This window comes from Aminobacter sp. BA135 (assembly GCF_050859125.1).
GTDB lineage: Bacteria > Pseudomonadota > Alphaproteobacteria > Rhizobiales > Rhizobiaceae > Aminobacter > Aminobacter ciceronei.
This window is the reverse complement of sequence record NZ_CP139572.1, coordinates 3584327-3603723: the sequence shown is the minus strand read 5'-3', so window position 1 is coordinate 3603723 and position 19397 is coordinate 3584327. Positions and strand designations below refer to the sequence as shown.

Below are 19397 nucleotides of genomic sequence, written 5' to 3'. Positions count from 1 at the left end.
CGAACCAAATCCACTTGATCGAGCACTAAGGAAAATTGAGTTCAATCGTGCTAACATCTGGCTTATATGTCCCGCGCGGGAATGCACAAGCCGGCAGTGAACGGAGACCGTCGATGAACACCATATCCGCAGCGCGCCCAAGCTCGGTGAAGCCGGTCGATCCGATCTGGCGATCGGTGCGCGACGAAGCGACCGATGCGGTTGCGGGCGACCCGCTGCTGGCGGCATTTCTTTATGCCACGATCCTGAACCAGGACACGCTCGAGGAAGCGGTGATCCACCGTCTGGCCGAGCGCCTGGCGCATCAGGATCTCGGCGCCGACCTGATCCGCCAGACCTTCTATGCAATGCTGGAAGATCGGCCGGAGTGGAGCGACACGGTACGCACCGACATCCAGGCCTATTACGATCGCGATCCCGCCTGCGACCGCTATTTGATGCCCGTGCTCTACTTCAAGGGCTTCCACGCCATCCAGACGCATCGCCTGGCGCATTGGCTGTGGAACCGCGGCCGCAAGGATTTCGCGCTCTATCTGCAGAGCCGCTCGTCCTCGGTCTTCCAGACCGACATCAACCCGGCCGCGCGTATGGGCAAGGGCATCTTCATCGATCATGCCACCGGTCTCGTCGTCGGTGAAACCGCCGTCGTCGAGGACGACGTCTCGATCCTGCATGGCGTGACTCTGGGCGGCACCGGCAAGGCCGGTGGCGACCGCCACCCAAAGATTCGCTACGGCGTGCTGATCGGCGCCGGCGCCAAGATCCTCGGCAACATCGAGGTCGGCCATTGCTCCAAGATCGCCGCCGGTTCGGTGGTGCTGTCGCCGGTGCCGCACAACAAGACGGTGGCAGGTGTTCCGGCGCGCGTCGTCGGCGAAACCGGCTGCGACCGACCGTCGAGCCAGATGGACCAGCTGCTGCCGTCGCAGACCATGGATCACGTCGTCAGCTTCGATATCTGAGATTGCGTGCCGGCGCCCGTGGCGGGCGCTGGCACGATTTGCGCGGGGGTAAGCCAAGCCTTGCCTTTACAGCGCCATGGTTGGCGTGTCAGAAGCGCGTCTCTTAACGACAAGCCGGAGAAGCCAGTTGAAGCCGGAAGAAATCCGAAAACTCGACGCCTATTTCAAGCGCCAGTTCCAGAACCCCAACCTTCAGGTCAAGGCACGTCCGCGCAAGGACGACTCGGCTGAGGTCTATATCGGCGACGAATTCCTCGGCATCGTTTTCAAGGACGAGGACGACGGCGACTACAATTTCTCGATGGCGATCCTCGACGTCGATCTGGGCTGACCAATTGCTCGGCCCCTGCGCCGCGCGGCGACGTTCGCGCGGCAGCTACTTCACGTGCAGCATGGCATTCGCCTTGGCGATCACCGCCCGGTCCAGCGCACGCCACTCTCCCAGAAGCTCCCTCGGAAATCTGTAGGTCAGGCTCAGATCCTTGCCGACGAAGACGTCGCGCTCGCAAGGCGCGAGCGATTCCTCAGCCTCCGTGCCGCTGAGGCAGCGAGCGACGAAGGGTGGTTCGCCATTGCGCGCGGCAACTGCAAGCACCTCGTTGAGATAGCCTGAGTTCTCGGTGAAGCCGTACAGCGTCATGCCTTCGGGGCCCGGTACGCCCGGCTTGACGGTCAGTTCGCTGTAGATTGGCGCGAGCCGGCCGCTCATGTCGCGGGTCATCATGCGCGGTTCGAGGCTGAGAAAGACGATGCGCTTGTGGCCGTCGAGATTGTTGAATGCCGGCCGTGCCGCCTCGCTGTAGCCGTCCATTTCGGGCCAGCGCAGATAGAGATCGAGGCGCCCGGCAATGCCGTCGCGGCGGGCCTTCTCGAAGCGGATCATGTTGGCGGGGGCTGAAATGACGTCGTTGCCGATGACGATTTCGCGCGGTGCGACCTTATCTGTGTAGCCGGCCATGGCGATGGTCTGGCCGAACCAGCGGCCGCTCAGACTGATCGCCACCGAAAGTATGGCGAGCACGGCAAAGCCGTAGAAGACCTTCATCATCAGCGCCGAATCGACGACGTCGAAACCGGAATTGTCGGCCGTCTCTTGCTTCATCTGATGTCTCCAGAGCAGCCACGGCTGGCATTTGCCTTCGCGTCATGCGCCTTGCCGGGTCGGTAACCCCAGCTCCCGTCCGTTCGGGAGCCCGATATCTGTTCGACATTGCGTGCGCATGGTTAATGGCGCGTTAAGGCCGTGTTGCGCGCTTGCCTTGCGGCGATGCGCTCCATAGGTTGCGCGCGCCAAAGAAAAGGAATTGACGATGCCGCTTTACGCAATCGACGGGGTCGAGCCGCAGTTCGAGGACCGCGCCACCAGCTGGATCGCGCCCGATGCGGCGGTGGTTGGCGATGTCAGGATCGGGCGCGACGTCGGCATCTGGTTCGGCACGGCCATCCGCGGCGACCGCGAGCCGATCACCATCGGAGCCCGCAGCAATGTCCAGGAACATACGGTAATGCACACCGATCCGGGCTTTCCGCTCACAATCGGCGAGGGCTGCACCATCGGCCACAGGGCTATCCTGCATGGCTGCACGGTCGGCGACAATTCGCTGATCGGCATGGGCGCGATCGTGCTCAATGGCGCCAGGATCGGCAGGAACTGCCTTGTCGGTGCCGGTGCACTGGTGACAGAAGGCAAGGAATTTCCCGACAATTCGCTGATTGTCGGCTCCCCCGCCAAGGTGATCCGCACACTCGATGACGCAGCCGCCGACCGGCTGCGCAAGTCCGCGGACGATTACGTCGCCAACCAGCGCCGGTTTTCCGGCGGGCTGAAGAAGCGCGAGGACTAGGCGAGACGGGCGACTCGCGAAGGCTGCGCCGCGCGGCGCTGCGATGCCAGGCTTCTGAACATAGCCGCTGCGTTTCGGCATTTTCGCAGCCAGGGAAACTCATCCCCGCGGCCGCGGGCTTGTCTTGAGCCTGACCACCTTGCCCGGCGGCATTTCGTTTGCACCCTGGCTTGCCTGAAAAGGCGGAGCCGGCCCGGGGATGGGCCGGCTCCTAGACCCGGTCGTTGGGGACGGGGAGGGTGGGGACGCGACCGGGTTTTCTCACCAGCGCATGCCCCCGAAAACCGGGGCCGATTTTCGGAAAGCCATGCACCGATTCAAAGGGTTGCGGCTGCCTTGGCGCGCCTCTCATGGGGCGCGCCCGGGGCTGCAGCGCTTAGCGAACCGACGCCACCGCGTCGGCGCGGCCGTCGTTGATCGCAATCCAGACGCCCGAATTCCGCTCCGACTGGCGCTTGAGATAGGTGTATTCGGTCTCGTTCCAGGCCAGGACCCGCGTGTCGAGGTTGTCGAGGATGTATTCGCCGAGGCTGGTTCGCACCGTCAGGACTGCATGGCCGTCGCCATTGGGCTGGCGCACGACGGTGATCAGCAGATTGCCGGCGGGGACGCCCAGCTCCATCAGCTTGCGGCGCTTTTCCAGAACATAGTCCTCGCAGTCGCCGGCTCCGTTGTCGGGATAGGACCAGACTTCTTCCTGGCCCCACATTTCCATGTCGGTGCGCGGCGCGACGTCGGTGTTGATCTTGTCGTTGATGGCGATCATCGCCTTCCACAGGCTGCGGGTCAGCTCGACCGGCTTGCTGCTTGCGGTCTTTTCATTGCACTCGATCGGCGAGCGCTTGCACAGCTCATAGTGCCCGACCGGCTGGGTGGTGCGGCCGTTGGTCTGCATGACTGCCGGTGTCGCCATGGCGGCGCTGACGGCGCCTGCCTGAATTGTCGTGGCCAGAAGCAGAAGCCATCCCCGACGCATGTTCATTTTGTTGTCTCCCCGTTTGAGGTGACAATGACAGGTCCGGATTTATTTGACGCAAAACTGCGAAGTAGATGTTGAGTAAAAACAAAAGAGAAATTGCGCAAACAAAGAATAGAATAATAATAAAACTTGCGGCAAATTTGATTACATTTTTATCGAATTTGGCATGACGAGGCTGCGTGCCGCAGGGATCGGGCAATCAGTTCCGAGTGGCACGACCTGTTTCGCGGGCTTGGGTGGTAAGCCCGGTTTGTCCGGAGCTGCCTCTCCGCTTCGTCATCCCAGAGGCTTGCCCCGAGGATCCTTGCCGTCAGGATGAGGAATGTGGGGCGGGTGGAAGAGCAGGCGTTTTGAACCGTTGGCGTCTCCGCGTCGCTGCGCTCCTGCTCCGCCCTAGGATGACGAAGGGCGAGTGGTCGCGGGGTTGAATGGTGTTGGACTGCAGAGTGCGTCTCCGGTCGTCTTCCTGAGAGGCTTGACCCGAGGATTCATGCCGTGATGGTGAGGAGTGTGACGCAGGGAGGTGACGCCGGAGAGGCAGTCGCGGGCTTATCTGTGCTGGAATGAAACAGCAGTCGAGCCGCTGCCGTTGTTCTGGAACGCTACGGCTTGTGCGCTTTCGGATGTGCCTGGGTCAAAATGCAAGCAGCCTGACCTTCGGTGGAAGGTCAGGCTGTTCCTTTTTATGAAAACTGGGCGCAGTCAGGTGCGCGGGCGGTTGAACTCGGTGTCGAGCGATTCCGGGCGCTGGATGACGGCGAATTCGATGGCGACGCCGTCTTCGAAGTGGCGGACGATCTGGCCCCGCATGGTGCCGAGCGTGACCTGGACGCCGATTGCCGGCTTGACCTCGATCTCGATGGCAGCACCTGAGAGCGACAGGTCGATGATGCGGCAGGGATATTGCCGGCCATCCATGAGCTGCAGCGCACTGATCGGATTGCGCGGGGCGACGCGCTCGTGGCGGCGGTCTTCCGGCAGGTCGAGTTCGTGCTTGTTGGCAAGCCAGGTCAACTGGGCCGCCAGCTTGTCCTTCTTGCGCTCGGAGGCGATGACGGTCATGGCGAATCCGTCCGAGAGCGTGCGGGTGATGACGCCCTCGACGCGGCCGATATGGTCGATATAGGCAATGACTTTTTCGCCTGCGGCGCCTGAGCGGTCGCTGCGGAAGGCGACGTTGCCGGGCGACATGTCGACGACCTGGCCGGCATGCTCGGTTCGATCCTCGAGCATGAAGCGACCATAGATCTTCACGCGGACGCGCTGGAAGTTGCGTCGTTCCGCCCGTGACGGCGCGTAGTCAATCGCCGCTGGCCTCATGTTACCCTCATATCTGCAAACTCCCGCCGAACCGCATCGGGGAGCTATTGGGCGAAACTAGCGCCAAAGAGGTTAACAAAACGCCTAGCAGCGGGCCTCTGGGGTGGCCCGCTTGCGCTATTCTTCGCGTCCACCTTCGAGAACGAACAGGTGGCGTATCCGGCGCGCGCCATCGAGCGGGCTCGGCTCGCCGGAAAGGGCGCTATCGCTCGGTGCGAGCGACGGCACGGTGACCGCCGGACGGTTCTTGAGGAACATCGGTTCCAGGTCCGGATCGACGACGCGCACGCTTTCGATGGAGGCGTCAGTGAGCGGATCGGAGCCGAGCCAGAACGGCCGGTCAACGCTCGACAGGACGCCCAGGCTGCGCGGGTTTTCGACGCCGCCATCGAGCGGCAGCAGAAGCATTTCGAAGCTCGTGGCGCGCAGGCTGGAGGTGAAGCCTTCGAAGTTGATCACCACCACGGACTTCTGCTGGAACACACCATAGGCAAGGCGTGCCATCAGCCTTTGGTCCTTCTGACGCCACAGCGAGGGGAACGAAAAGCCCTTGAGCTCGCGGCCGAAGGTGGCGCACAGCCGGGTGCCGGCGAGGCGGAAGACCGCTTCGCCGCGGGTGTCGCGCTCGAGGATGAAAGTGTCTGCAAGCAGGGCCTTGATCTCGGCCGGCTCGACTTCCGTACGTTTAGGTGCGGGTCGGCCGTCGCGAAGGCGGTTCCAATATTGGAACAGTGCCAGCGATCCTTTCTGTTTCATATTGCTCCGCTCCGAGCGTTTCTGTGCCTGATGTGCCATCTCTGGACAGAATCGCTTCATTCTTGAGGACTACATGAGGCGCGGAGCAGGACGCGTGCCAGTCCTGGTAATAGTTGTTAACGGGTCGGGATCGTTAAGGTTAACAAAGGGTTTACGTTGCTGTACCCAGGCTTACGTGGCACGTTCAATTCACTCCATGAAGTGGCCGCGCAGGCGCGGTCGGCAGCACTTCAGTCAAGAGTAACTTTTTGGGGACGGGCAGGGGGGCTCGACCAGCCGTCCAGGGGCAACCTTGGGCGGCTTCTTTTTTGCGATTTCGGCCTGCCTGCACTAGATGGAACGAGGCTGGCGCACGCCGGACCACAAACGGATCGGAAGTGCATGAGCGAACCAGCAAGACAGAACGTCGCGCCTGAGATCATCGAGGCCGCGCCGCAGCGCCGCGAACCGGTGTTCAACCTGCCCGCCATCGTCATTGCGATCATCGGCGCCTGCGTGGCGATCCATCTGATCCGTGTCTATATCCTCAGCTCCGACCAGGATTTTGCCCTGGTGGTACGGGCAGCTTTCATTCCGATCCGCTATTCGGGCCAATACGATCTCGAAATCTGGGCTTTCACCAGCCCGCTGACCTATGCTTTCCTGCATGGTGGCTTCGCCCATCTGGCCCTCAACATGGTGTGGTTGGCTGCGTTCGGCTCGCCGCTTGCCAACCGTCTCGGAAATGCGCGTTTCTCGGCGTTCTTCGCCGTCACGACGCTTGCGGCGGTGGCGCTGCACTATGTGCTGCATTCGACCGATGCCTCGCCGCTCGTCGGCGCCTCGGGCGCGATTTCAGGCATGATGGGGGCTGCCGCGCGTTTCAGCTTCCAGGTCGACCGTTCGCAGGGCAAGCCGGCTTTTGCAGGCGCGCCGGTGCCGATCCGCGATGTCTTCCGCTCACGGACGGCAATGACCTTCCTGGGCGTGTGGATGGTCATCAACCTGGTCACCGGGATCGTCGGTTTCACCCCTGGCGTCGACAATCAGATCGCTTGGGAAGCCCATATAGGCGGCTTCCTGGCGGGCTTTCTGGGCATCAGGTTTTTCGACCGCAGGCGCGAGTTTGCCTGAGCGCGTTTTACTTGAAATGCGACCCAATGCAGCGCACGATGCAGTTGGCCCGGTGGGCCGGCATGGAGTGTTTTGACTGATCGACAGCAGCAGGAGGCCACGATGACTGTGAAGGCAATTCTCGAGAAGAAGGGCCACGACGTTTTTACCATTGGGCCCAATGTACAGCTGTCGGAAGCGGTTCGCATTCTTGCCGAACACCGTATCGGTGCCCTGGTCGTGACCAATGGCGACCGCAAGATCGTCGGCATCCTGTCCGAGCGCGACGTCGTCCGTATCATCGGCAAGGAAGGTGGCGCCGCCCTTGAAAAGGCGGTGCGCGACGTGATGACCCCCAAGGTCAAGATCTGCAACGAGAACCATACGGTCAACCAGGTCATGGAGATCATGACGGTCGGCCGATTCCGTCACCTGCCTGTCGAGCGCGACGGTTATCTCTACGGCATCGTGTCGATCGGCGACGTGGTCAAGCGCCGCATCGAAGATGTCGAGCGGGAGGCAGAGGAAATCAAGGCCTACATCGCCACCGCCTGAGCGTACGAGCACGCAGGGCTTGCGCCGGCCAGGATTGATCCCGGCCGGCGATGCCGTCTTTTACCTGTTGTCGAGTTCGGAGCGGACGAGTTCCAGTCCGCGCCGGGTGATGCGATAGGGGCCGCCATCGGAAGAAGAAACAGCCTTCTTTCGCTTCAGTTTCCTGAAAAGGTCGAGATCGAAGCCCGGATAGCGCCAGCCATCGCGGGTGAGGCAGATGGCTGCCTCGATCTTGCTCTTGTCGTTCTTCTCGATTTCGATACGTCCGCCCTGGGCGAGCAGGTGGAGGATGCGCTGTTCCGTGCGCGAGATGTCCATTTTGATGAGTCCTGGAAAACCTGGCCGATGAGCCAAAGAAAAATGCCGCCGCCGCGAGAACTCACGGCACGGGGTTTCAGGTTTTCATGCCCCGCCTTCAGGAGAAGGCTGGGGCCTCAGCAGGACTCAGACGAATAGAACATCCACACTCCATAGGGATGGCCAGGATATAGCAACGAAGCAGGCGAAATGCCAGCCCACCGACCCGCGCGGTCGGGTTGCTGGCTGGCGGATCTTTTGCCGATGCCGGCATCGCTGCAACAAAACTTAACATTACTTCATACCGGCACGGGTTCCGAACTGGGATGACTGGTCGCGTCGGGCGCAACGCCCGGTGGGGCGGGGCGCCCATCTCAGGCTTTGGAGTGCGCATGTCCGCAAAGATAGATACTGCACCGGTTGCTTTCCGCCTGTCGCTGGCGGTCATGGTCATCGGGATTCTCGCCCCGGATACGGGTTGGGCAGCAGATCGCGCCACAGCCAATGACGAACTGCAGGCCTCACCCAATCCGTCGCGTTTCGGGCGTGTCGGCGAAAAGCTCGGCGAATGGCAGGTGGTGGTTGGCGCCGGCGCGATGATTGCACCCGAATATGAGGGTTCCGACGAGTTCAAGCTTAGGCCGCTGCCATTCGTGTCGGCGACATTCTTCGATACTGTGACCGTCGACCCGACAGGCGCGACAATGGCCGTATTCGAGCAAGGCGGCCTCGAGTTCAGCGCCCGCCTCGGCTACGAACTGGGACGGCAGGAAGACGATTCCCATCATCTCAAGGGCCTGGGCGATATCGATTTCGGCGCCACGGTCGGCGCGAATGCCACATTCGAGCTTGGGCCTGTCGAGCTGTTTGCCACCGTCGACAAGACGATCGGAGGTAGCGAAGGCCTTGTCGGCAGGCTGGGCATCGAGGCCACGCAGCCGGTTTCCGAAGGGCTCATCCTGGGCGCATCCGCGTCGGCGGTGTTCGCCGACGAGAACCACATGCAGGCCTATTTCGGGGTCAGCGCCGATCAGTCCGCACGCTCCGGTCTCGCCCGCTACGATGCCGGCGCCGGCCTGAAGCGCGCCGACTTCTCGCTATCTGCAACCTATAGTATCAACAAGAACTGGCTGGTGCGCGGCGAAGCACAGCTTGGGGTTCTGCTTGGGGATGCGGCGGACAGTCCGGTCGTCTTGGAAAAGCTGCAACCTTCGGCAATGCTGCTTGTCGGCTACAAATTCTGACCCAACATCTCAATCAAGCGGGATTCTTACATGTCCAATCCTGGGTTCCGTTCTGGTTTTGCTGCCCGGGACAACGAGATGGACTTCGCCGTCGATCGCATCCGGGCACCCAACGGATCCCGCATCCTGATCGTCGAAGACGACTTCGAGATCGCCGGCATGCTGAGCGAGACGCTGGTCGAGAACGGCATGGCAGTCGCCATCGCCGCCAGCGGCAGCGAGATGGATGTCCTGCTGCGCAATGGAAGGTTCGATCTCATCGTGCTCGACATCATGCTACCCGGCGAGGACGGCCTCAGCATTTGCAAGCGGCTTCGGCTGGAGACGACGGTCCCCATTCTGATGCTGACTGCGCTTGGGGAGGAGATCGACCGGGTCGTTGGCCTCGAAATAGGCGCCGATGATTATGTGACCAAGCCTTTCGGTGCGCGCGAGCTGACGGCGCGCATCAGGGCACTGCTGCGGCGTACGGCCTATCCGCAACAGCAGCGCATACGTGCCAAGCTCCTGCGCTTCAACGGCTGGCAGATCGACCTGATCCGCCGGCAACTGCACGACCCCAGCAATGCGCGGGTGGCAACGACGACGCATGAATTCGACCTGCTGGTTGCCTTCTGCCGCAATGCCGGGCGCGTGCTGTCACGCGAACAGCTGCTTGGCGTGACCCATGCCGGGCTTGCCGGGCCGATCGAACGCAGCGTCGACGTTCATGTCAGCCGCCTGCGCCAGAAGATCGAAACGGACGCGCGCGACCCGGTGCTGCTCAAGACGGTGCGCCTCGGCGGCTACCTGTTCACGGCAACCGTGGAAGAGGCATGAAAGCGCTGCTTCGCCGCCTCGTCCCGCAATCGCTGCGCGGCCAGCTGATGGCGATCATCCTGGTCGCGATGTTTGTCGTCATCGTCATCGGCTCGGCCTTCGAGCGGATCACCAATTCCGGCTACGTGCCCGACATGGAGATTGTGGCCGAACGCGCCGGCGTGGTTGCCGCCTTGCTGCGTAAGGCGCCGGCGGAAGAGCGTGCGGTGATTCTCAAGGCTGCTGGCGATGCCGGGCTGGATTTCCGCCTGCTGAGCCAGGAGCAGATCGCCGGCACGTCCTCGCCGCAGCAGCGCACGACGATGGGGCGGGTCATCAACACGCTGTTTCCACCCGACAGGGAGCCGCCGCTCGGCGGACGCTGGTTGACGATGGCCGACCAGACAGCGCTTGTTTTCACACTCGATCACGACACGGCTGCGGCACTGTTCGGCGCGCCTGACACGTTGCTGACGTCGCAGTTCGTCAGTCCTGCCACCTACTACCTGTTGGCGCTGGTCGTGTTGTTTATGTTGTTCTCGTTCTTCGCCGTGTGGGCGGTGACCGACCCGTTGAAGCGGATTTCAGCGGCTGTTGCTTCGACCGAGATCGACAATGGAGGCGAGCTGTTCGCCGAGCGCGGCTCGATCGAGATGGTCGGCCTGGCGCGCGCGCTGAACACCATGCGGGCGCGCATACGCGCCATGATCGACAACCGCACCCGCATGCTGCGCAGCGTCAGCCACGATTTGCGCACGCCACTGACCCGGCTGCGACTGCGGGCCGAGCGCATGGACGACCGCGTGCTGCGCGGCGCCCTGCTGTCCGACATCGGCCATATCGAGGGACTGATCGACGAGACGCTGACCTATCTGCGCAACGACGTGTCGTCAGAGGAGCTGCAGCGCGCCGACATCGCCAGCGTGGTGCAGACGGTCTGCTCCGAGTTCACCGACGTCGGGTTCTCGGTTTCCTACGCCGGTCCCGACAGGCTGCCCGGCTGGTGCAAGCCCAACGCCCTGGCCCGCGCCATCACAAATCTCTGCGACAACAGCGTCAAGTTCGCGCCCAATGTCGAGGTGGTGCTGACCGCCACCGACGACGCGGTGCTGATCGAGGTCAGCGACAACGGCCCCGGAATCCCGGAAACGGTGCGGGCGCGTGTCTTCGAACCCTTCTACAAGGTCGACGCCTCACGCGGCGCGAACGCCAGGCGCGGCTTCGGCCTCGGCTTGTCGATCGTCGCCGACATCGTGCACGGCCATGGCGGCAGGATAGCGCTCGACGACAACAGGCCGACCGGGCTTGTGGTCAAGGTCGACCTGCCGAGAGGCCTTGTCGCCGCCGAAGCGATGTCCTGAAGCGAGACGAGAACGCAAGCCGCAGCCTTGCCGCGCAGGCAGCGCTTGCCTCCATTGGCTGTTTGCACTAGCGAAGGCGCACACTAAACTATGCGTTTCGCACTTCTCGATCCGCATCTTCTCGATCCAATGACGCAGGCCGCCATGTCCCTCATCGATACCCGCACGCCCGACGCCAAGCGCTTCATTTCCGGTGCCACCGGTGACTGGGAAGTCATCATCGGCCTGGAAGTGCATGCCCAGGTCACTTCGGAAGCCAAGCTGTTCTCCGGTGCGTCGACCGCGTTCGGCGCCGAGCCCAACGCCAATGTCAGCCTGGTCGACGCGGCAATGCCCGGCATGCTGCCCGTCATCAACGAGGAATGCGTCAAGCAGGCGATCCGCACCGGCCTCGGCCTCAAGGCGCAGATCAACCTGAAGTCGGTGTTCGACCGCAAGAACTACTTCTATCCCGATCTGCCGCAGGGCTATCAGATCTCGCAGTTCAAGCAGCCGATCGTCGGCGAGGGCAAGATCACCATCTCCGTCGGCCCTGACCGCAAGGGCGAGTTCGAGGACATCGAGATCGGCATTGAGCGGCTGCATCTCGAACAGGACGCCGGCAAGTCGATCCACGACCAGCATCCGACAATGTCTTACGTCGACCTTAACCGTTCGGGCGTGGCGCTGATGGAGATCGTCTCCAAGCCGGACATGCGCTCGTCGGACGAGGCCAAGGCCTATGTCACCAAGCTGCGCACCATCGTGCGTTATCTCGGCACCTGCGACGGCAACATGGACGAGGGCTCGATGCGCGCCGACGTCAACGTTTCGGTGCGTCGCCCGGGTGGCGAGTTCGGTACGCGCTGCGAGATCAAGAACGTCAACTCGATCCGTTTCGTCGGCCAGGCCATCGAATATGAGGCACGTCGCCAGATCGCCATTCTCGAGGATGGCGGCAAGATCGACCAGGAAACACGCCTGTTCGACCCGAACAAGGGCGAGACGCGTTCGATGCGCTCGAAGGAAGAGGCGCACGACTACCGCTATTTCCCCGATCCGGACCTTCTGCCGCTGGAATTCGACCAGGCCTATGTCGACGCGCTGGCCAAGGACCTCGTCGAGCTGCCCGACGACAAGAAGGATCGCCTGGTCACCTCGCTCGGCCTGTCGGTCTATGACGCCTCGATTCTGGTTTCGGAAAAGTCGATCGCCGACTATTTCGAGAAGGTGGCAAGCGGCCGCGACGGCAAGGCTGCCGCCAACTGGGTCATCAACGATCTGCTCGGCGCGCTCAACAAGGCCGGCAAGGATATCGAAAACGCACCTGTTTCTCCGGATCAGCTCGGTGCCATCATCGACCTGATCAAGGAAGGCACGATCTCCGGCAAGATCGCCAAGGACCTGTTCGAGATCGTCTGGAACGAGGGCGGCGACCCCAAGGAGCTGGTCGAGAGCCGCGGCATGAAGCAGGTGACCGACACCGGCGCTATCGAAAAGGCCGTCGACGACGTCATCGCCGCCAACCCCGACAAGGCCGACCAGGCCCGCGCCAAGCCGACAATGGCCGGCTGGTTCGTCGGCCAGGTGATGAAGGCGACCGGCGGCAAGGCCAATCCGCAGGCGGTCAACGACCTGGTCAAGGCCAAGCTCGGCATCGAGGAATAGAGATGTTCGTACGCACGGCGAGCGAGCGCGACCTTGAGACGATCAAGGCGCTGCTCGCCGATACGTGGCACGCGACCTACGACGCCATCTATGGCGTCGAGCGGGTCGATGAAATCACGGCAGAGTGGCATTCGCTGGCGTCGCTCAAGGCGCGGCTGACGCGGCCGAGTTCCGAGTTTCTGGTCGCCGACGACGGCAAGACCATCGCCGGCATGGCCTTCGCCGCGGCATCCGGTGACGCCAAGACAGTCATGCTGCACCAACTTTATGTGCTGCCGCGCCACCAGCGGGCCGGCGTCGGCCGGCTGCTGCTCGACGAGATCGAACAGTGCTTTCCCGAGGCGCGCATGTTGCGGCTCGAAGTGGAAGAGGCAAATGCAGGCGCCATTGCCTTCTACGAAGCAAATGGTTTCGCCCATGCCGGTGCGACTGCCAATTGCGGCGCCGACCAGTCCGGCATTCCGGCGCTGATCTTCGAGAAGAAGCTGGGCTGAGACAGGCTGGACTTAGCTGGCCGAAATCTCGACATTGTCGATGAGACGCGTCTTGCCGAGGCGGGCCGCAACCAGCACCCGACCGTCCGTGTCGCGTTGCCATGGCGCGAGCGTCTCGCTCTGGCGTGCGGCGACATAGTCGACGGTATCGAATCCGGCTTCCAGCACGTCCTGCCGCGCGGCGGTCATCGTCACCGCCTCGTCGGCACCGCCTTCAAGGGCGGAGGCTGCCTTGAGCAGGATCTTGTTCAATTGGCGCGCGATCTCGAGTTCCTGGGCGCTGAGATAGGCGTTGCGCGACGACATGGCGAGGCCTTCGCTGTCGCGGATCGTCGGCGAGCCCACGATCTCCAGCGGCAGGTTCAGGTCCTGCACAAGCTTCTTCACCACGCAGAGCTGCTGGTAGTCCTTCTCGCCGAACACGGCGAGGTCGGGTTCCGACTGGATGAACAGCTTGCCGACGACGGTGGCGACGCCGTCGAAGAAAGCCGGCCGGAAATCGGTCTCGAGCCCGGCCGATGGGCCGCCGACCGAGATCGAGGTGGCAAAGCCTTGCGGGTAGACCTCCTCGACACCGGGCGTGAAGGCGAGGTGGACGCCCGCCTTTTCCAGCCGGTCGAGGTCGAGCGCCAGCTGGCGCGGATATTTGTCGAGGTCTTCGGTCGGCGCGAACTGGCGCGGATTGACGAAGATCGAGACGACGCAGCGGTCGGCGCGCTCAAGGGCGGCACGCATCAGCGAGACATGGCCGTCATGCAGCGCGCCCATTGTCGGCACCAGCGCGACCTTCAGTCCTTCGGCACGCCATGCCCGCACCTGGGCGCGGAGGGCGGCGATGGTTTCGACGACAATGGTCATGCCTTGTCCTTGTTCAGCGAAAACAGGTGCTCGGGGCCGGGGAAGGCGCGGCTACGGACGTCGCGAGCGTAGGACGCGGCGGCGTCAGCGACGACATCGCGCAAATGCGCGTATTCCTTGACGAATTTGGGCACCCGGTCGACGGTCAGGCCAATGGCGTCGTCGATGACCAGCACTTGGCCGTCGCATGCGGGGCTGGCGCCGATGCCGACGGTGGGAATAGTTATGCGCCGGGTGATCTCGGCCGCAACCGGCTCGACGGTGCCTTCGATGACGACCGAAAAGGCGCCCGCCGCCTCGACCGCCCTGGCATCGGCATAAAGCGCCTCGGCATTGGCCTCGGAGCGGCCCTTGATCTTGTAGCCGCCTTCCTTTTCGACCGACTGCGGCAACAGCCCGATATGGCCCATGACGGGAATGCCTGATGCGACGATGGCTGCGATCTGCGCAGCAATTGCCACGCCGCCTTCGAGCTTGACCGCATCGCAGCCGGTTTCGCGCATGATGCGGCCGGCGGAAGTGACAGCGTTTTCGACGCTGTCCTCGTAGCTGCCGGCGGGCATGTCGACGACGACGCAGGCGCGGGACGAGCCGCGCATCACCGCCTGGCCGTGGGCGACCATCATGTCCATCGTCGCGCCCAGCGTGTTGGGATGGCCATGCAGCACCATCGCAACGCTGTCACCGACGAGCAGCAGATCGACATGCGGGTCGAGCAGCCGGGCGATCGGATAGGTGTAAGCGGTGAGACAGACGATGGGCTCCTTGCCCTTGCGGGCCAGCAGAGCGGCGGGCGTGATGCGGCCGGCAGCCGCAGGCGCGTCGGAAGCCATGTCTTTTCCTCCCTCGACGTTTCCGGCCAAGGCCGGTCCGTGAGCCCTGTCAGGGCGAGAGTCCTTTAAGGACCGGCTAATTACTTTGCAAGTGCGAGATGAAAACGTGAGCAACTGCGAAATGGCATCGTCCATCAGGACGAGCGCGGCTCGACCTCTTCCTGCGCAAGGCGCCTGATGTAGACGGCGAACTCGGGGTCTTCGCCTGGCAGGAGCTGGGGCAGGGCGTTGCGAAAATCCTCGCGCCGGCACCATTCGCGCATGAAATCCTCCCAGGATGCCCAGCGGCGGCGCTTGCGCTCGGACATGCCGGGTTCGTAGGCGACGAGATAGGCACGTTCGAACAGGGAGATCAGGATGGCGAACATGGCGAGCAGCCGGTCCTTTTGTTCGGCCGTCAGGTCCTTCGTTGCGGTCTGCGATTGCAGGTAGAGGTCGGAATGGTCGAGCGACAGCGTCAGGAAGTTCGTGTAGCCGTCGGAGAGCATCTGGTAGATCTCCTCCTCCTCGTTGACCCGCGCCTTGCGCTGTTCGAAGACGAAGATGAAGATCGCCAGCGGCAGGCCGAAGATCGTCACCAGCATGCTCAGCATTTCGAGGATCTGCATGAAGGGCATGGATTGCGTCCATTCTGCTGCTCACCGTGAACAGTAGGTGTTGATGGATCGTCTGCCAATCGTCGCAGGCGGCAAGTTGCAGCTTCTAAACTCTTGCCTTCGCGCCGGCGTGACGCCATAAGCAAGAGACTTTCGACGCGCCTGCCGCGAGGATCCGATGAAGAAATTCCTTGTCCAGTTTTTCACCTGGTGGAACGGCCAGACCCTTGGCACGCGCTTCCACACCTGGCGCAAAGGCACCAAGGTGGGCCAGGACGAATTCGGCAACGTCTACTATGAAGGCGGCAAGGATTCCGAAGGCCGCACGCGCCGCTGGGTGATCTACAACGGCTATGCCGAAGCCTCGATGATTCCGCCCGGCTGGCACGGCTGGATGCACCATCGCGTCGACGTGTCGCCGCCGAGCGACAACTACATTCCGCGTGACTGGCAGAAGCCGCATCAGCCGAACCTCACCGGCACCGGTGGCGCCTACCGCCCGAAGGGTTCGGTGCTGGGCAATACGCATCGCCCGCAGGTCACCGGCGACTACGACGCCTGGACGCCCGGCGCTTAAGACAGACAGCTTAACGGCGCGGACATTTGTCGCCACAATTGGCGGCTAACTCCTTGCCCATTGGCGTCAGGCGATTAGCTTGGCGCGTGGGAATCAGCGAGTGGGACACACTCCGGGCGCAACGGCGGTAACGACTGAATGATTTTTCCTGGCCGGATTCCGTCGAGCGGACGATCGAAGGCGAAAGCCCTGCTTGTGGCGGCAACGCTGTGCGCAGGGCTTGGCCAGGCAACGGCCCAGGACAGCATCGAGCGGTTGCCGCTCGATCAGCAGGTCGAGCAAGGTGACGATCTGCCTGCCATCGATGTCCCACCCTTGCCGGGTGAGGGGCAGCCTGCTCCCGATCAGGCCCAGCCTGCTCCTGCAGAGACACAGGCTGCACCCAAGGTCGCGGCCCCGCCGCAGCGGATCAAGAACGCGGTTGCCGAGTTTGCCGGCATCGACAAGATCACCGGCCGCATCATCACCTTCGACGTCTATGTCGACGAGACCGTGCAGTTCGGCGCGCTGCAGGTGACGCCGCGCGTCTGCTATTCCAGGCCCGAGAACGAAGAGCCGAAGACCGATTCCTTCGTCGAGGTCGACGAGATCACCCTCGACCGCAAGATCAGGCGCATCTTCACCGGCTGGATGTTTGCCGAAAGCCCGGGCCTCAACGCCGTCGAGCACGCCGTCTATGACGTCTGGCTGAAGGCCTGCAAGCAGAAGTCGGACGTTCCGGCTCCGGAAGCCGCCAAGACCAACTGAGCCTTTTTCGGAACCGCTTGGGGTCCCTGACGTTTGGCGTCGTGAGCAACGCCAGCGGAGGATCGTGCCGTGACCGTCAACCGTGACGAACTGCTTGAGCTCGAACGGGAATTCTGGACCGGAAACCAGGAGTTTTTTGCCGAAAACGCCGACAGGGAGTGCCTTGTCGCTTTTCCCGAGATGGCGGGCGTGATGAGCAATGCCGAGCTTGCCGCCACCGCGACCAAGCCGCGCCGCTGGCGCAATCTCGAGATGAAGGTGCAAGGAATCGTCGAACCGGGCAGCGACATCGTCATGCTGACATACGAGGCCAAGGCAATCCGTGACGATGGCGAGCCGTACCAGGCGCTGGTCAGCACGGGCTACGTCCATCGCCTGCAGGGCTGGAAGATGATGTTCCACGCCCAGACACCAATAGCGCAAGCGGCTCAGACGAAGAGCTAGCTTGCCCTCAGGGCATGAAGGTGGCTTCGCCGAGGAGCGCCTTGGCGAGCAGCTTCTCGTATTTGTCGCGTGGCACGTCGACCGCACCGAAGCGCTTCAGGTGATCGGTTGTGAACTGCGTGTCGAGCAGCAGGAAGCCGCGTTCCCTGAGCCGCTGCACCAGGTGGACGAGGCACACCTTGGACGCATCTGTCTCGCGCGAGAACATGCTTTCGCCGAAGAAGGCGCGGCCCAGGGAGACACCGTAGAGACCGCCGACCAGCTCGCCGTCGCGCCACGCCTCGACGGAGTGGGCGTTGCCGATCCGGTGAAGGTGGGTGTAGGCCTCGCGGATCGGCGCGTTGATCCATGTCGACAACCGCCCGGCGCGACGTTCGGCGCAGGCGTCGATGATGCTTTCGAAGTCGCTGTCGAAGCGGATCTCGAAATGGCCTTGCCGGATCGTCTTGGCGAGGCTGTGCGGCACATGGAAGCCGTCGAAGGGGATGATGCCGCGTGTCTCGGGCCGGACCCAGAACACTTCCGGATCCGACGCGCTCTCTGCCATGGGAAAGACGCCCGACGCATAGGCCTTCAGAAGAAGGTCCGTGGGTATGCCGTAGCCAGGCGCATAAGGTCGGGTCATGCGACCCTCATTCTACTCGCCTTTCGCGAGATGTTTTTCCAACCAGTGGATGTCGTAGTCGCCATTTGCGATGTCGGGGTTACCGACAAGCTCGCGGAACAGCGGCAACGTCGTCTTGATACCATCTACCACGAATTCATCGAGCGCGCGCCGGAGACGCATCATGCATTCGACGCGGTTGCGGCCGTGCACGATCAGCTTGCCGATCAGGCTGTCGTAGTATGGCGGGATCCGGTAGCCGGAATAGACGCCTGAATCGACACGGATGCCGAGGCCGCCCGGCGTGTGGAAATGCGTAATCGTGCCGGGCGAGGGCACGAAGGTGCGTGGATCCTCGGCGTTGATGCGGCACTCGATGGCATGGCCGTGGAAGCGGATGTCGTTCTGGGTGACCGACAGGCCGCCGCCCGAGGCGACGCGAATCTGCTCGTGCACGAGGTCGATGCCGGTGATCGCTTCGGTGATCGTGTGCTCGACCTGAAGGCGGGTGTTCATCTCGATGAAGTAGAACTCGCCGTTCTCGTAGAGGAACTCGATCGTGCCGGCGCCGGAATAGCCGAGATTGGCCACCGCGTTGGCGCAGATGTCGCCAATGCGCGAGCGCTCTTCGCTGTTGAGGGCGGGCGAATTGGCCTCTTCCCAGACCTTTTGATGGCGGCGCTGCAAAGAACAATCGCGTTCGCCGAGATGTACGCCCTTGCCGGCGCCGTCGCCGAAGATCTGCACTTCGATGTGGCGCGGCTTCTGCAGGTACTTTTCGATGTAGACGGCGTCGTCGCCGAAGGCAGCACCGGCTTCCGAGCGCGCCGTGGCGAGCGCGATTTCGAGGTCGGCCTCGGTCAGCGCCACTTTCATGCCGCGGCCACCGCCGCCGGCAGATGCCTTGATGATGACGGGATAGCCGATCTCGGCAGCGACGCGCTTGGCTTCTTTCTCGTCGCTGACGGCACCTTCCGAGCCGGGCACGACCGGGATGCCTAGACGCTTTGCGGTGCGCTTGGCTTCGATCTTGTCGCCCATGATGCGGATGTGGTCGCCCGAGGGACCGATGAAGGTGATGTTGTGCGCAGCCAGGATGTCGGCGAACTTGGCGTTCTCCGACAGGAAGCCATAGCCCGGATGCACGGCGTCGGCGCCTGTTATCTCGCAGGCCGCGACGATCTGATGGATGTTTAGATAGCTGTCGCGCGACGGCGGCGGTCCGATGCAGACGCTTTCGTCGGCGAGGCGCACATGCATGGCGTCGGCGTCGGCGGTGGAGTGCACGGCAACCGTCTGGATGCCGAGCTCCTTGGCCGCGCGCAGCACTCTGAGGGCGATTTCGCCGCGATTGGCGATCAGGATTTTCTGAAACATTGCGCGCAGCCT

General features: G+C 62.8%; 23 protein-coding genes. 13 read left to right on the top strand and 10 right to left on the bottom strand.

Annotation, left to right across the window (positions count from 1 at the left end; translation table 11 throughout):
* Nucleotides 1–113 precede the first annotated feature (113 nt).
* Together cysE and SLT36_RS17545 are read left to right on the top strand one after the other, a co-directional pair.
* On the top strand, nt 114–962 hold the full coding sequence (cysE, locus tag SLT36_RS17550) for a serine O-acetyltransferase (RefSeq protein WP_067961524.1): 849 nt from the start codon (nt 114–116) through the stop codon (nt 960–962).
* Nucleotides 963–1089: 127 nt separating this feature from the next.
* Nucleotides 1090–1293: a DUF3126 family protein gene (locus SLT36_RS17545; RefSeq protein ID WP_067961526.1), complete on the top strand. Its 204-nt coding sequence runs from the start codon at nt 1090–1092 to the stop codon at nt 1291–1293.
* Nucleotides 1294–1338: 45 nt separating this feature from the next.
* On the opposite strand, the gene SLT36_RS17540 is transcribed toward SLT36_RS17545, so the two are convergent.
* On the bottom strand, nt 1339–2064 hold the full coding sequence (locus tag SLT36_RS17540; RefSeq protein WP_432283696.1) for a hypothetical protein: 726 nt from the start codon (nt 2062–2064) through the stop codon (nt 1339–1341).
* Between the two features lie 208 nt (nt 2065–2272).
* On the opposite strand from SLT36_RS17540, the gene SLT36_RS17535 reads away from it, so the two are divergent.
* Nucleotides 2273–2806: a gamma carbonic anhydrase family protein gene (locus tag SLT36_RS17535; protein ID WP_067961529.1), complete on the top strand. Its 534-nt coding sequence runs from the start codon at nt 2273–2275 to the stop codon at nt 2804–2806.
* Nucleotides 2807–3182: 376 nt separating this feature from the next.
* Here the strand turns inward: SLT36_RS17535 and SLT36_RS17530 are convergent, their stop codons facing one another.
* The 3 genes from SLT36_RS17530 to SLT36_RS17520 all read right to left on the bottom strand — a co-directional run bounded on the left by SLT36_RS17530 (nt 3183) and on the right by SLT36_RS17520 (nt 5861).
* Entirely contained in the window at nt 3183–3788 is a 606-nt protein-coding gene (locus SLT36_RS17530) for a transglutaminase-like cysteine peptidase (protein WP_432283695.1), read from the bottom strand.
* 699 nt (nt 3789–4487) lie between these two features.
* Nucleotides 4488–5105, bottom strand: a complete 618-nt coding sequence (locus SLT36_RS17525) for a PilZ domain-containing protein (protein ID WP_432283694.1) — start codon at nt 5103–5105, stop codon at nt 4488–4490.
* A gap of 117 nt (nt 5106–5222) precedes the next feature.
* On the bottom strand, nt 5223–5861 hold the full coding sequence (locus SLT36_RS17520; RefSeq protein ID WP_192316024.1) for a PAS domain-containing protein: 639 nt from the start codon (nt 5859–5861) through the stop codon (nt 5223–5225).
* Between the two features lie 381 nt (nt 5862–6242).
* Between SLT36_RS17520 and SLT36_RS17515 the strand changes: the two genes are divergently transcribed.
* Together SLT36_RS17515 and SLT36_RS17510 are read left to right on the top strand one after the other, a co-directional pair.
* The gene (locus tag SLT36_RS17515; RefSeq protein WP_432283693.1) at nt 6243–6974 is read left to right on the top strand and encodes a rhomboid family intramembrane serine protease; all 732 of its coding nucleotides are present in this window, start codon (nt 6243–6245) and stop codon (nt 6972–6974) included.
* 102 nt (nt 6975–7076) lie between these two features.
* Nucleotides 7077–7508 carry a CBS domain-containing protein gene (locus tag SLT36_RS17510; RefSeq protein WP_067961538.1) on the top strand — a complete coding sequence of 144 codons (432 nt, stop codon included), beginning with the start codon at nt 7077–7079 and terminating at the stop codon, nt 7506–7508.
* A 60-nt stretch (nt 7509–7568) separates the two neighbouring features.
* Here the strand turns inward: SLT36_RS17510 and SLT36_RS17505 are convergent, their stop codons facing one another.
* Nucleotides 7569–7826: a YjhX family toxin gene (locus tag SLT36_RS17505; RefSeq protein ID WP_067961539.1), complete on the bottom strand. Its 258-nt coding sequence runs from the start codon at nt 7824–7826 to the stop codon at nt 7569–7571.
* Between the two features lie 371 nt (nt 7827–8197).
* Here SLT36_RS17505 and SLT36_RS17500 point away from each other — a divergent pair, with 371 nt between their 5' ends.
* From SLT36_RS17500 to SLT36_RS17480, 5 genes are all read left to right on the top strand, one after another.
* Nucleotides 8198–9049 (top strand): MipA/OmpV family protein, encoded by an 852-nt coding sequence (locus SLT36_RS17500; RefSeq protein WP_432283692.1) that lies wholly within the window; start codon nt 8198–8200, stop codon nt 9047–9049.
* Between the two features lie 78 nt (nt 9050–9127).
* Nucleotides 9128–9868 (top strand): response regulator, encoded by a 741-nt coding sequence (locus tag SLT36_RS17495; protein WP_432283691.1) that lies wholly within the window; start codon nt 9128–9130, stop codon nt 9866–9868.
* A complete protein-coding gene (locus SLT36_RS17490; protein WP_432283690.1) occupies nt 9865–11208 on the top strand; it encodes a sensor histidine kinase in 1344 nt (447 codons plus the stop codon). Before SLT36_RS17495 ends, SLT36_RS17490 begins: the two co-directional genes overlap by 4 nt.
* 144 nt (nt 11209–11352) lie before the next feature.
* Nucleotides 11353–12855, top strand: a complete 1503-nt coding sequence (gatB, locus tag SLT36_RS17485; RefSeq protein ID WP_067966460.1) for an Asp-tRNA(Asn)/Glu-tRNA(Gln) amidotransferase subunit GatB — start codon at nt 11353–11355, stop codon at nt 12853–12855.
* Nucleotides 12856–12857: 2 nt separating this feature from the next.
* On the top strand, nt 12858–13349 hold the full coding sequence (locus SLT36_RS17480) for a GNAT family N-acetyltransferase (protein WP_432283689.1): 492 nt from the start codon (nt 12858–12860) through the stop codon (nt 13347–13349).
* A 12-nt stretch (nt 13350–13361) separates the two neighbouring features.
* Here the strand turns inward: SLT36_RS17480 and panC are convergent, their stop codons facing one another.
* The 3 genes from panC to SLT36_RS17465 form a co-directional block, all read right to left on the bottom strand.
* Complete coding sequence (gene panC, locus SLT36_RS17475) at nt 13362–14207, bottom strand: pantoate--beta-alanine ligase (RefSeq protein WP_432283688.1); 846 nt, start codon at nt 14205–14207, stop codon at nt 13362–13364.
* Nucleotides 14204–15040 carry a 3-methyl-2-oxobutanoate hydroxymethyltransferase gene (gene panB, locus SLT36_RS17470; RefSeq protein WP_432283687.1) on the bottom strand — a complete coding sequence of 279 codons (837 nt, stop codon included), beginning with the start codon at nt 15038–15040 and terminating at the stop codon, nt 14204–14206. Before panB ends, panC begins: the two co-directional genes overlap by 4 nt.
* Nucleotides 15041–15174: 134 nt before the next feature.
* Complete coding sequence (locus SLT36_RS17465; protein ID WP_432283686.1) at nt 15175–15657, bottom strand: hypothetical protein; 483 nt, start codon at nt 15655–15657, stop codon at nt 15175–15177.
* A 157-nt stretch (nt 15658–15814) separates the two neighbouring features.
* Here SLT36_RS17465 and SLT36_RS17460 point away from each other — a divergent pair, with 157 nt between their 5' ends.
* The 3 genes from SLT36_RS17460 to SLT36_RS17450 all read left to right on the top strand — a co-directional run bounded on the left by SLT36_RS17460 (nt 15815) and on the right by SLT36_RS17450 (nt 17404).
* Nucleotides 15815–16213 carry an NADH:ubiquinone oxidoreductase subunit NDUFA12 gene (locus tag SLT36_RS17460; protein WP_432283685.1) on the top strand — a complete coding sequence of 133 codons (399 nt, stop codon included), beginning with the start codon at nt 15815–15817 and terminating at the stop codon, nt 16211–16213.
* A gap of 315 nt (nt 16214–16528) precedes the next feature.
* A complete protein-coding gene (locus SLT36_RS17455) occupies nt 16529–16960 on the top strand; it encodes a DUF2155 domain-containing protein (RefSeq protein ID WP_154384240.1) in 432 nt (143 codons plus the stop codon).
* A 69-nt stretch (nt 16961–17029) separates the two neighbouring features.
* The gene (locus SLT36_RS17450; RefSeq protein ID WP_432283684.1) at nt 17030–17404 is read left to right on the top strand and encodes a hypothetical protein; all 375 of its coding nucleotides are present in this window, start codon (nt 17030–17032) and stop codon (nt 17402–17404) included.
* A gap of 7 nt (nt 17405–17411) precedes the next feature.
* Here the strand turns inward: SLT36_RS17450 and aat are convergent, their stop codons facing one another.
* Both aat and accC read right to left on the bottom strand, forming a co-directional pair.
* Nucleotides 17412–18029, bottom strand: coding sequence for a leucyl/phenylalanyl-tRNA--protein transferase (gene aat / locus SLT36_RS17445; RefSeq protein ID WP_432283683.1), 618 nt, complete (start codon nt 18027–18029; stop codon nt 17412–17414).
* A gap of 12 nt (nt 18030–18041) precedes the next feature.
* Nucleotides 18042–19385, bottom strand: coding sequence for an acetyl-CoA carboxylase biotin carboxylase subunit (accC, locus tag SLT36_RS17440; RefSeq protein ID WP_055970741.1), 1344 nt, complete (start codon nt 19383–19385; stop codon nt 18042–18044).
* Nucleotides 19386–19397 lie beyond the last annotated feature (12 nt).

What these genes read in the sequence shown, in the direction of transcription:
- SLT36_RS17490 (WP_432283690.1), top strand. Translation starts at nt 9,865, where the DNA reads ATGAAAGCGCTGCTTCGCCGCCTCGTCCCGCAATCGCTGCGCGGCCAG.
- panC (WP_432283688.1), bottom strand. Translation starts at nt 14,207, where the DNA reads ATGACCATTGTCGTCGAAACCATCGCCGCCCTCCGCGCCCAGGTGCGG.
- SLT36_RS17510 (WP_067961538.1), top strand. Translation starts at nt 7,077, where the DNA reads ATGACTGTGAAGGCAATTCTCGAGAAGAAGGGCCACGACGTTTTTACC.
- SLT36_RS17540 (WP_432283696.1), bottom strand. Translation starts at nt 2,064, where the DNA reads ATGAAGCAAGAGACGGCCGACAATTCCGGTTTCGACGTCGTCGATTCG.
- SLT36_RS17515 (WP_432283693.1), top strand. Translation starts at nt 6,243, where the DNA reads ATGAGCGAACCAGCAAGACAGAACGTCGCGCCTGAGATCATCGAGGCC.
- SLT36_RS17500 (WP_432283692.1), top strand. Translation starts at nt 8,198, where the DNA reads ATGTCCGCAAAGATAGATACTGCACCGGTTGCTTTCCGCCTGTCGCTG.
- SLT36_RS17535 (WP_067961529.1), top strand. Translation starts at nt 2,273, where the DNA reads ATGCCGCTTTACGCAATCGACGGGGTCGAGCCGCAGTTCGAGGACCGC.
- SLT36_RS17525 (WP_432283694.1), bottom strand. Translation starts at nt 5,105, where the DNA reads ATGAGGCCAGCGGCGATTGACTACGCGCCGTCACGGGCGGAACGACGC.
- aat (WP_432283683.1), bottom strand. Translation starts at nt 18,029, where the DNA reads ATGACCCGACCTTATGCGCCTGGCTACGGCATACCCACGGACCTTCTT.
- SLT36_RS17530 (WP_432283695.1), bottom strand. Translation starts at nt 3,788, where the DNA reads ATGAACATGCGTCGGGGATGGCTTCTGCTTCTGGCCACGACAATTCAG.
- SLT36_RS17495 (WP_432283691.1), top strand. Translation starts at nt 9,128, where the DNA reads ATGGACTTCGCCGTCGATCGCATCCGGGCACCCAACGGATCCCGCATC.
- SLT36_RS17505 (WP_067961539.1), bottom strand. Translation starts at nt 7,826, where the DNA reads ATGGACATCTCGCGCACGGAACAGCGCATCCTCCACCTGCTCGCCCAG.
- accC (WP_055970741.1), bottom strand. Translation starts at nt 19,385, where the DNA reads ATGTTTCAGAAAATCCTGATCGCCAATCGCGGCGAAATCGCCCTCAGA.
- gatB (WP_067966460.1), top strand. Translation starts at nt 11,353, where the DNA reads ATGTCCCTCATCGATACCCGCACGCCCGACGCCAAGCGCTTCATTTCC.
- panB (WP_432283687.1), bottom strand. Translation starts at nt 15,040, where the DNA reads ATGGCTTCCGACGCGCCTGCGGCTGCCGGCCGCATCACGCCCGCCGCT.
- SLT36_RS17520 (WP_192316024.1), bottom strand. Translation starts at nt 5,861, where the DNA reads ATGAAACAGAAAGGATCGCTGGCACTGTTCCAATATTGGAACCGCCTT.
- SLT36_RS17460 (WP_432283685.1), top strand. Translation starts at nt 15,815, where the DNA reads ATGAAGAAATTCCTTGTCCAGTTTTTCACCTGGTGGAACGGCCAGACC.
- cysE (WP_067961524.1), top strand. Translation starts at nt 114, where the DNA reads ATGAACACCATATCCGCAGCGCGCCCAAGCTCGGTGAAGCCGGTCGAT.
- SLT36_RS17465 (WP_432283686.1), bottom strand. Translation starts at nt 15,657, where the DNA reads ATGCCCTTCATGCAGATCCTCGAAATGCTGAGCATGCTGGTGACGATC.
- SLT36_RS17480 (WP_432283689.1), top strand. Translation starts at nt 12,858, where the DNA reads ATGTTCGTACGCACGGCGAGCGAGCGCGACCTTGAGACGATCAAGGCG.